The organism is Candidatus Oscillochloris fontis (genome assembly GCF_004138135.1).
In the GTDB taxonomy this organism is placed as follows: domain Bacteria; phylum Chloroflexota; class Chloroflexia; order Chloroflexales; family Chloroflexaceae; genus Oscillochloris; species Oscillochloris fontis.
Window position 1 is genome coordinate 54977 of sequence record NZ_RYFD01000023.1, and the last position, 11016, is coordinate 65992.

The 11016-nt window shown below is 53.2% G+C and carries 5 protein-coding genes; 2 read left to right on the forward strand and 3 right to left on the reverse strand.

Annotated features, from left to right (window positions below; genetic code table 11):
* Positions 1 to 413: 413 nt before the first annotated feature.
* Both EKD03_RS10380 and EKD03_RS10385 read left to right on the forward strand, forming a co-directional pair.
* On the forward strand, positions 414 to 4229 hold the full coding sequence (locus tag EKD03_RS10380) for an Eco57I restriction-modification methylase domain-containing protein (protein WP_129630281.1): 3816 nt from the start codon (positions 414 to 416) through the stop codon (positions 4227 to 4229).
* Positions 4230 to 4283: 54 nt separating this feature from the next.
* Positions 4284 to 5171, forward strand: coding sequence for a nucleotidyl transferase AbiEii/AbiGii toxin family protein (locus EKD03_RS10385; protein ID WP_129630283.1), 888 nt, complete (start codon positions 4284 to 4286; stop codon positions 5169 to 5171).
* Between the two features lie 503 nt (positions 5172 to 5674).
* On the opposite strand, the gene EKD03_RS10390 is transcribed toward EKD03_RS10385, so the two are convergent.
* From EKD03_RS10390 to EKD03_RS10400, 3 genes are all read right to left on the reverse strand, one after another.
* Positions 5675 to 5935 (reverse strand): hypothetical protein, encoded by a 261-nt coding sequence (locus tag EKD03_RS10390; protein ID WP_129630285.1) that lies wholly within the window; start codon positions 5933 to 5935, stop codon positions 5675 to 5677.
* Positions 5936 to 6044: 109 nt separating this feature from the next.
* Positions 6045 to 8387: a C39 family peptidase gene (locus EKD03_RS10395; RefSeq protein ID WP_161569237.1), complete on the reverse strand. Its 2343-nt coding sequence runs from the start codon at positions 8385 to 8387 to the stop codon at positions 6045 to 6047.
* A 47-nt stretch (positions 8388 to 8434) separates the two neighbouring features.
* Positions 8435 to 10795 (reverse strand): clostripain-related cysteine peptidase, encoded by a 2361-nt coding sequence (locus EKD03_RS10400; protein ID WP_129630290.1) that lies wholly within the window; start codon positions 10793 to 10795, stop codon positions 8435 to 8437.
* Positions 10796 to 11016 lie beyond the last annotated feature (221 nt).

Genomic DNA, 11016 nt, shown 5'->3' on the forward strand with positions numbered 1-11016 from the left:
GTAAACGTGCCGTACTGCTCGGATGCCGATTCGTCGGTAGCGCCAGAGCAAAGCCCCCGCCTTGAGGCGGGTGGTGGTTTACTATAGCGCGATCCAGCCCACGGCGAGCGTCACCCGCGCTAAGCAAAAAACGCGACGCGACAAGAACGACGGTTAGTGTAGCGAAAAGAGCCGCAACAAGTAATGAGGGTAGCATCAGGGTTTCCTCTGGCGCTATAATTCATATACCTTGCTCGACTTGATTATAGAACATATGTTTGTATTTGTCAATCATCATAAAGGCAGTAACTGTTCACACTTGGGGTAAAAGAAACCTCGTGTTGACGCAAAGGGTTGTTGCAGGCTTTGCGCCTTTGCGTCAAAACCTGGAGGCTAGGAGAAGTGTGAACAGTTACTAAAGGCGGAGATTCCCTATGGCTGCGCTGACCCTCGGTGTATTTGCCTTGCGCCTTATCAATGCCTTTCGCTCATGGAACGATCCCACCCACGGGTCAGCCAATACCTATTTTTCCGGCAATCTCGCCCGCCATGGTGGCGATGAACTGCGTCTGCGGGCTTCATTGATTAAAGATCATCTGCTCACCCAGGGTTTCGGCTATGATCCGGCTGCGATTGAGATCGAAGCCGCTGATCGTTCCGATGTTGTCCTCTATGCTGGAAGTAGGAGTGACCGCCGCCCAGTAGCCATTGTTGAAACTAAGAAGTCGGGATTTGGGCATTTGCTTGCCACGCGCCTTGCGACAGGCGAAACTCCACCCCAGCAGTTGGCGCGTTATGTGCGCTTACGTGGTCTCTATCTTGGTGTCCTCACCAATGGCAATATCTGGCACTTTTTCGATCTTGGGGTGAGTTTACAACCGCGTGCCACGATCACCCTGACCGAACTTGATGCACTGTTGGCGGGAAGTACGACTCCGGCGCAGGCAGATGCGGCCCTTGCAGCGCATCCTTCGCTCGCCAATGCACTGCTCATTGCCCAGGATATGCTGGATGCCACGAAGTGGACAACCGTTGATGGGTATTTAGCCGAACTCAATGATGTAGGCCAGTTTCATAGCATTGCCTTAACAACGCCTGAGGCACGTAGCGGGTTGGTCCAGCAGATTGCACAGCGACTTGGCCTACTGCGTGAAACCATTAGTGCCCAGTTTGCCCTTTTGTACCAGGATTTGACTACCTATACCCAGCTTTGTAGCCAGATCAGCGCAACCGATCCACGGCTCTATGCGGATCGCGTCGTGGATGAGATTGCGCTCCTGGTTGGGCAGGTGACTGAACCGGATCTGCGTGACGCATTGCTTACATTGGTACACGACCTCGTGGCTGAATTTGAAGCTACCGGCGATGCTGATTGGTTCTATGCGACCTATATCGTACGCGCCCAGTCCGTCTTAGCCTATCAACAATCAGTGTTACCCGGTATGGCTGTTCCTGTTAGCAGTAGCCCAGTTGCAATACCGAAGCCTGATACGCTCCTAGCGCTGCTTTCTACCCATTTCACCTATATCACTGCCCTCGGCGAGTCCTATGCAGCATCGGTGCGATTACAACGCGCCTATAGCGAATGGCAACGCCGTGTACGCGGTGTCTATGCCGATCCCGCCCGTGAGTTTTGCCTCCAAACCGGCTATATTCACTTTGTGCGCCTCTTCTTCGTGCGCGTGTGTGAAGACTATGGGCTGATTCAGCGCCGTATCTCCGATGGCCCTTTTAGCCAGTTCGATGCCTACCGCCGTGCCTTGCTCGCTGGTGTGCGTGATGTCTATCAACGCCTCTTGCACGAGACCTTTGAGCGTGCCGCGAATGTCTACCACAACTTCTTCAGTCGCGCCGATCTCTATGATTGGTTCCAACTTGATGAGCGTAGCATCTTGGGGATTCTTGCGGCTCTCAATCGCTACAACTTCCAGCAACTTGATTTTGACCTGCTAGGGCATATCTATAACGAGGGCTACATCGAGGAACAACGCCGCAGTGAGCACGGCCAATTCTATACCCCGCATGCGGTTGTGACGTACATGGTAGATAGCCTGAATCTCTTTCCGGTACGCCATGCTTCCGATACCCACCCCCTAACCACTGAGGAACGGGCGGCGATCAACCTCTCGGTCATTGATGTCTCGTGTGGGAGCGGTTCGTTTCTTGTCGAGATCGCAGCACGCAAAGCGGCCATTCTGCATGTGATGGTGCAACAGGCGCTCCTCCAACCGAGCGAGGCGATAGAATACCTCGTTGATACGCTCGCTGGGATTGATATTAGTCCCTTTGCCTGCTATCTGGCCGAGATCAACCTGATGATGCGCTGTATGCCGTTCCTGCGCGATACCACGAGCGGTAGCCTGATTGCCGCCCATAGTATCAGTCGGATTCATATCTACTGCGGGGATACGTTGGAGCCAACCCGGCGTGAGTTGGTCGAGTATCACCTGGGCCATAATGCCTCGGCACTTGGGGCGAGTGTGCCGATTGTTGAGCCGGTGCGCCTCTCTGATGAGGAGCGCCGCTTACAATCAATGAAAGATCGCAAGGCGACTCCAGGGCGGCTCATGCAGGGCAAACAGGGCTTCGATGTGGTGATCGGCAATCCACCCTACGTGAAGGCGAACGAGAGCCAGGAGACAAGCACCTATCGCCATCAGATTCGTAGTTGGGGCATCTACCCGGTGCGCGATAAATGGGATCTGTTTGTCCCCTTTGTGTATCGCAATCTTGGGTTTTTGGCCGAAAACGGCTGGATGATCCTGATTACTACGAATGCTATCGAAACCGAAGGCTATGCCAAGCCGTTACGTGCCGATCTGAGCCGGTATTGGCTCGAACAGATTGATTTCTTTCCCCGCCTAAAGTTGTTTGGCAACGATGTGGGTGTGATGAGTACGATCTTCAAACTCCAAAAGCGGGCGGCACTCAATCCAAGCCTGCGCCGCCGTACCCATACCGCCATCACCTGTACGAGCTATACCGAGGCTCCCATCAATCAGGCACTCGGCCCGGAAGTTCTCTTCCGCGCCAACTATATGGCTCCGCCACCAGAACTGCATACCTGCTGCGTGCCGCTCTGTGCGATTGCGTATATTGGGACGGGTCTTGAAGCGCATAGTCATGAACGTGAAGATACGATTATCCATGGACAGCGGGTAAAAGCCTTTGATCTGGATGACAGTTTTCGGATAAGTATTGATGGGCTTTCATCTGGCGAAGCAACATATTTCACAGATCGCGGCGTGTTGGGTGCTGAAGTGCAAGCCTACTATCTGACCCGGCAGCGCTATGTCGCTTATGATTATATGAAAGCGAAGATGCGCCGCCCCCGCATCCCCGAACTCTTCCGCACCCCCAAGAAGTTGCTGTTGGGTGAAACATCGGGCGGCTACTACGACACCGACCAACTCTTTGCCAACCACAGTGTGCAGGTGGTTGTACCGTGGCACGCCCTGAACGTAGATGAACGTGGGGTCAAGAAGGTACGCAACAACTCAATGGCCATATCCGGCTACACCGATCTGGAGACCATCGCCAAACTCTTTGATCTACGCTACATTCTGGCCGTGATCAATAGCGACTATATGCGGCGCTACCTGCTGTCCAACCAAGCCCAGGGTACTCGTGAAGGCCGCATCTACCCGGATGTGTGGAAACAAATGCCGGTCAAAGTGATAGACCCTAGCCAACAAGCACGCATCGGAGCACTGGTAGAGCATATCCAGGCGCTTCAGCACACCCTTCAATCTGCACCCAACGCCCAGGATGTCTACGCAACATGGCAACAAGATGGCAAACTGACTGGCAAGATCAGCGACTTCATCATTGATGGCAGCCTCAACACCTTTGGCGCATTGAACGAAACCCGCAAGAGTCGCTACCTCCGTGACGCTCAACAGGTCACACTCTTCAACCAGACCGGCATCAGCGTCAATGATTCCGCCAATATCCCCATCCTGGACTACTTCTGCTGGTATTGCAATGAGATTGATCCGGGCATACGTGGATACCCCTGGTCACACCTACGCAGCAGCATCCCTGTACCACGCAACCTGAGCGAGATTGAAGCCCTGTTGAGCGCCATTGAGGCCATAGGGAGTACGCGAGAAGGGATCATCGCTGCAATAGGCACCCAGCGCAATGAGATCGAAACAGCGGTGGTAGAAGCCTATACCAACGAATGCGCCGAAACCCTCTGGCTGACGATCCAGAGACTGGAAGCCACTCGTGCAGATGATGAGGATTAAGAGGGGTTCTGGCGCTATAATGCACCTACCTTGACCAATTTTATTGTGGAACTTATGATGGTATTTGTCGATCATGATCCCCATATCATCACAATCCTGCGCTCACTATCACCTGGGCGCAAATTAGCGTTGGCCCGCGACATGAACCGCATGGCCGACCGACTGGCCCTAGCCGGTATTCAGCGGCGTAAGCCAGACACAACACCACACGAGTTAGGCTATGCCCTTGCTCTCCAACGCCTAGCACCTGAACACTATGCGCACGGGGAAGCCATACTGAAGGGATTAGCACTAATGCCCACCCCAGTAGATCCGTTGGCCCTCGCACTACGCATCGGAGCCATGCTTGATACCCAAGCCATCCCCTATCTCGTGGTTGGTTCGGTGGCTGCGGTGGTTCACGGCGAGTACCGCATGACCCGCGATCTCGATCTCGTACTGAATCTGGCTCCTGGGTCGGTGGGAAGGTTGGAGCAGGCACTCCACACGGAGTTCAGCTTTCTGCCCAGCGACATCACCGATGCTATGCGGCGGCTCCCCACGGCCCGATCTGATTGGCAGCAGCGGGCGGGGTTTTGCGCTTATGACAACACAACCGGCTTCCAGATTGACATCTACCTCGCCTCAGGTCGCCCCTTCGAGGTAGCCCAGTTCCAGCGGGCGCAGATCGTCAATCTTCCCGGCGAGCCAGGTGGGATACTGCGCGTCGCCAGCGCCGAAGACACCGTCTTGGCCAAATTAGAGTGGTACGCCCTCGCCCCCTCCGACCGCCAGTGGCGTGATGTGCAGGCCATTCTGCGGGTGCAGGAGGATACGCTCGACCGGGGCTACCTAGACCAATGGGCAGACGAACTCAACCTCGCCGATCTGCTGGCGTGGGCACTGCGCGGCCAACAACCTCCCCAACCCGGCGCGGAGCCGCGTCAGCAGCGGTTGTTCTGAGCACCCAATGGTCTGGGCGGTCAGTGATGCCGAGGGAAACACTGGCGTTGGCTGAGCTTGCCGAAGCCAACGCGCCGGTATCACACCATCTCCAGAAAATTGGGCGGCGCAAAGATATTACGCCGCAATATCTTGCTGGCTTCGCCACGCCGAAAGCTTCATCGCGAGTAACTGCTGCGCGCTGATCTGATAGACCTTGATCCATGGTACATCAAGCAACAGCGAGCCGTAGCTCATGCCCTATCAACCAAAAATGGGGTATCACGAAACGTTGCAGCAGTAGCACGTTGCTCCGTTAAGGAACATGTAGGGGCGTATCGTGATGCGCCCCATGGCGTCTCCACGCCATATGTCGCCGCGATCATCGCGCCAGAGGGCGCGTCGTGACGCGCCCCTACAGCCGCCCAGGGTAGCACCGGCTTCCAGCCGGTTACGATGCACCACCGCCCTAGGCTCAGCCAGCGGGCTTCGACAGGCTCAGCCAGCGCCAGCGGCGACCCGTATCACTCAACATCATCTTCCTCAAACGCTAAACTGCCCCCACCACAGCGCTTGATCGCCTTCACCAGACCCGCATAAGCCCACGTCTGCTGGCTGCGTGTATCCTCAGCAGGTGGCTCGGAAGCAGCCAACACATCCTGAACCTTCCAGTGCAGAACAGCAACATCAACCTCGTTGGTTGCCAACGGCATATTGCCACCGCGCAACAACCCAACGGCACGCCGGAGCCAATCGCGGGTGGTTTCGTGTTTGTCGTGGTGCATGGGAGAGCCTCGCTGGGTGGGGTTGGGGGTGGTAAGATTTTTGTAAGATGTCGAAAACCGAACGCCCCCACAAGTTTCTTATGCAGGGGCACTCGATCATTTATTTATTTTACCGCACGACGAGAGGGAGGTATACCCCATTAAGTACTTGTAGATCTGTCGTTACCGCATCCGACCAACCACCCTCATCATCCTGCACCGATAGGGTCACTTGGTATGTGCCTGCGGTGAGTAGATCTCCAGGAATAACCGCCGTCTCTCCACCATCGAACTCGATAGCCGAGGCACCTGTTTCACCAAGTGTGGTCGGGACAAGAGCCCAACGGTAGGCGCTGATTCCACTGCCAATCTGATTTGAGTCCGTGTCGTGAGCATCCACTGCGGTGACTGTTACCGATCCCCCTTCCCTGATGGTTGCAGTCGAGATGGTTATGCTCGTTGTTGGAGAACCAAAGGTCTCACTCAATTGGGTAGTTGGAGCATCTACCGTCGCATTATCCGCTGCTAATGGTTGAGTCTCCTGATCTGTGAAGAGTGCAAGTATCGGCATCTCTTTCCCATCCGGGTACGGTGCCAGTGGCGCAAGTGGGGTATACCCAACCTCAGGAGCCTTATTCCCATCTTCAGGGGGAACGAGTGGTGCAAGCACCGTTGCGGTGTTATATGCCTCTAGCTCCCAGAGTGAGTAGTTCCGCCAGATGCCGCTCCGCCCTGTCATTTCTAGATAGATATAGCGCGTACGGAATGAGACATTGATGGCATCAATATCCCCATCACCTGATGTGGTCGTGTACGCGGTCTGCCAACGATTGTTCGTTGCGGAGTAGTAGTACAGACTATATTTAGTTGCGTAAGCGGTCTCCCAGCGCAGAACAACTTGATTGATAGTACGTTCCTGACCTAAGTCCACATACACAAACTGAGAAGCACTGCTTCCTGATGACCAACGTGTCCCTCGGTTACCATCAGTAGCATGTGAACCTCGGTAGGATGAATTTGATGAGTTTTCGGTGCTTGAAACAATAACTGGACGATTAAGGGCATAATTCTCACCACGGATACTTTCACTACTAACGGTGTAGGCCCCTCCAGAACTACCATTATAACTGCGTGCGACCAATCGGTATGTCCCCGTACTCGTGAATCGATAGACGATCCACGAATTCATATTCTCCCCACCATCATCGTTAGATGCGACGAGTACGCCATTAGGACTGTAGAGCTCTAGGTAACTATCAAGTGAACCTGCATTACGGTTCATTCGTAGGCTCACATATGCGCCACTGGTTCCATTGATGAAATAGCTGTCGCGATCAGCGTTTGGACTAATCGTACCTTGGAGCAAGCTACCAAAAGATATCCAGCGATTATCGTCGCCGTCGGTAGGGCCAGAGGTCAGCGCAATCTGGTATGTTCCCCCCGAGTTATGGTTGTAGCTATGGGCCATAACGCGGTAGGTACCATTTGTAGGAGCCCGAAATTCGATCTTGCTATTCTGTGAGTTGTCAGAATCATCATTGACCGTCACCAAGCTACCATCTGGCGCATACAGTTTAAGGTAACTATCAAGACTACCCCCTGAGCGTTGCATGGTTAGCCGAATCGATGTTCCTGCTGTTATCGTGAAATTGTACAGGTCTTCGTCATTATTTGGTGCTATCGTACCTGTCAAGCTTTGATTGAGCGACAGGATTCGATTATCATCCGGATCAGCCTGACCTTTGACCACAACCATCCATTTAGCCTTAAATTTACTCCATTCATATTGAACATTACCGCCGTCATATTTACCATATCCATTTGGACCATATTTATTTCCGTATGGATCGTTAACGATAATTTTATTATCATTAGTATAACCACGAACCAGAATTATATGACCCGCAGAAGTCAGATCAGTCGAGAGTACCACGAGGTAGCCCTGATCAAGTTTCGACTTAATCTCATCGAACGTCGGAGTGGAGTCAAACTCATGTTGAAGGCCGTGCCGCTCTACATAGCCTTGAATACGCCAAGCCCAAGCCATACCGCCATCGGTTGTATGACCATAACCTCCATAGGCTGCTTTACCAGCGGAATCATTTTGCTGTCGATTAAAGGTGTAATTAAATGCCGTATACACAGATGATACATAGTAGCCATAATCGTTGGTATGAACAGTTGGTTTACTAATGGTTATCGGTTGGGGAGGGATCTTACGATAATAGGCTAATGCCATGACAGCTGATGTTGGGCCACATGCCCAGCGCCCAGCAAACGAGTCTGCTGTATCCCAAAGCTGATGAATATAGGGGACTGGAAGATTAACAACAGCAGTGCCTGCTGGCTCAATCGGATCACTATTCTGATGGGGAGAAGCTGCAACTCTGGGAAGAGTACCAATCCATAGAACTGAGACACTCAGTAGCAGCATAATAAGGATGATAGGAGACCAACGTCGTGAACGTTCCATGAAACACCGTCCCTTCTTTATAGTATCAGGCGCATGAGGTGTAGAGATTAGCGAACTACTATCGGTAGATATACGTTGTAGGGTGATACCGGAAGCGGAGCGAGTGGCTCGATCTGATCTTCTGGCAAGGGATCGCCGGGAGCCAGAGGCGGAGCACCAACCATCAGGTAGTTCTTCCATCGGCTGAGGCTTGTAAAGCTGGGAAAGGTTGTTCCGTCAATATAGTCACTGAATTCCGATCCTGCGCTACGCGGTGGATAGTAGATACTGATCCCATGCGTGCCATCTAAATTCCACTCTCGGCTGAGATAGGAGTCTGGTGCGTAGATTCCACTGCGGTGCATCTCTGCAATCACAAAGGACTGAATTGCGTCGATTAGTGTGGTGGCTGCTGCAGGAACGTCATGTGTAACTACCTGAGTGCGAGTGCGTGTTGCAAAGTCTACAAGATCGATATACTTATCATCATTGGTAATTGTGAGGTAGGGTTCTCCACCTGAGTCAAATTTCTGGCTTTGTGTCCGCAGGCTGACTAATAGATCTCGATTGGCCTGACTCACATTTGCAAAGGCAGTCAAACGATCAGCGAAAGTATTAAGACGAGATAACACAACCTCAAACTGACTCATATCCAAAGCGCTAATAGTGTATGGAGTGGAAATCGATGCAGCATAAGCGACCGTGATGGCGCGAACGAACTCTTGTGGGGTGGTGTTATTTCCAACTGCATCGCGATAGCGTTCATAGGGGAAGGAAGCAAAAGCGGTATTCTGTGAGACCACCACATACCGTGCCATCCCCCGCGCCATAGCCACGGTTTCCAACAACCCGAAAGAGCAAGCATCAAAATGCACCACATCCAAGGGATATGCACCATCGTTCGTGATGGTGATCAATGCCTGCCGCAGTTCCCCTGGTGTCAAAAGCGCAGTTTTGTCATTGGCACTCGTTGTATCCCATGCAAGCCCCTGGATTGCATTCCCATGATCGGCGATCACGAGATAGTAGTACTCTGCGGGAAACTCTTGTTGAGCCTGCTGAACGAACGCGCTCAGGGTGAGCGGATCATCCATGCGCTTCTCCCCTAATGGCTGATACTGAGCTTGTGGCGTAAAGGTAACTTGGAAGGTATCAATGGTAGTTGTCCCATCAAGTAGTGCCACGACATGGACGAGATCATTAGGATTTACTTCTAATCGCTGAATAGCATCAGCAAAATACCCAAAAACCAGCCCATTATCCAATTCCTGAGTATCACCATCAAGGTACAGCATAAAAGTCCAGCGGGCTCTTGCAGTACCGGTGAAGCCCTGGTCGGTCAGATTACCACTAACATTGATGCTCCGGGTGGTGGGGCTGAAGCTGTAGCCACTCTTCGTCGGCGTGAGCGTGTAGCTGCCTGCTGGGACACCGGACAGCGTGTAGTCACCCGTACTGTTCGTGGTCGCCGTGCGCGTCCCGTCCGAGACGGTGACGCCGCTGATGGCCGTGCCGCTGCTGGTGGTGATGCGCCCACTCACGCTGTAGGTGAGCAGGGTGCCGGTGAAGTTCTGTCCAGTCAGATTGCCGCTGACACTAATGCTCCGGGTGGTGGGGCTGAAGCTATACCCACTCCGCGAGGTGGTGAGGGTGTAGTTCCCCGCCGGGACGCCGGACAGCGTGTAGTCACCCGTACTGTTTGTGGTCGCCGTGCGCGTCCCGTCCGAGACCGACACACTCCCCAATCCGGCTCCACTGCTGGTGGTGATGCGCCCACTGATACTGTAAACCCTACTGAGTGTGATGCTACGCCAAACCGACCATCCCGATGTGCTACTGCTACCATCATTAGCCTGCACATGCCAGCGGTACTGACCATCGGCGGGAAGTGTGATATTCCAAGAGTTACCACCCCAGCCTGAAGTCTGCGACCAACTCCCTCCAATCTGTTCAATCGCGAACTGAAATTGGCGGCTGTTGCTTGGGCCGTTGTCGGGATCACCCGCATCTTGAGCCTGAAGTGTGACGTTTGTCGAACTCGTTGTCGCACCATCGGAGGGTGAGAGCATGGTTGGCACCAGTGGTGGTTGATTGGCCACAAACTTTACCCCATCAGCCGCAATAAGCTGGAAGGGATTATCACCGGTGTAGTCACCCATATATACAGAACCGCTCGTCCCGGCATTAAACTGGTACCAACCCAGACTCACCCATCCACATGTGCCGCTATTCTGATTCAGCACCACCGTGGTAGTACCCGTCGCTGAACCGATCTGGTAACGTGCCTTGGTGGTAATACCGGTGGTGTGGGTGTAGCCAGGCATATAGACAAACACTTGGTACTGACCAGTAGCTGGAATTGTTGGCCGCCAGCGTACCCAGTCCACATCATTTGTATAAGGAGGGTTACGTGTCTTCGTGTAGATCACGTTGTTGCTATTGGTAGAACACGAGACAGTGTTCTGGGTACGAATTAACACCCACCCACCAGGATAGGAAGATTCAAATCCACTCCCAAGCGGTGTAATCGTCTGCTCCCAAGGCGCAGCAGATACCCTATGAGATGAACTCAGTAGTCCGTAAATTAAGACCTCTTGTGTTCTATCGCCACGTCACTTAGACTGGTGGCATGAAAAAACAGCACCTCACC

Bases quoted from the DNA above. Each gene is read 5' to 3' on its own strand.
- EKD03_RS10390 (WP_129630285.1), bottom strand. From the start codon at position 5,935: ATGCACCACGACAAACACGAAACCACCCGCGATTGGCTCCGGCGTGCC.
- EKD03_RS10385 (WP_129630283.1), top strand. From the start codon at position 4,284: ATGATGGTATTTGTCGATCATGATCCCCATATCATCACAATCCTGCGC.
- EKD03_RS10380 (WP_129630281.1), top strand. From the start codon at position 414: ATGGCTGCGCTGACCCTCGGTGTATTTGCCTTGCGCCTTATCAATGCC.
- EKD03_RS10395 (WP_161569237.1), bottom strand. From the start codon at position 8,387: ATGGAACGTTCACGACGTTGGTCTCCTATCATCCTTATTATGCTGCTA.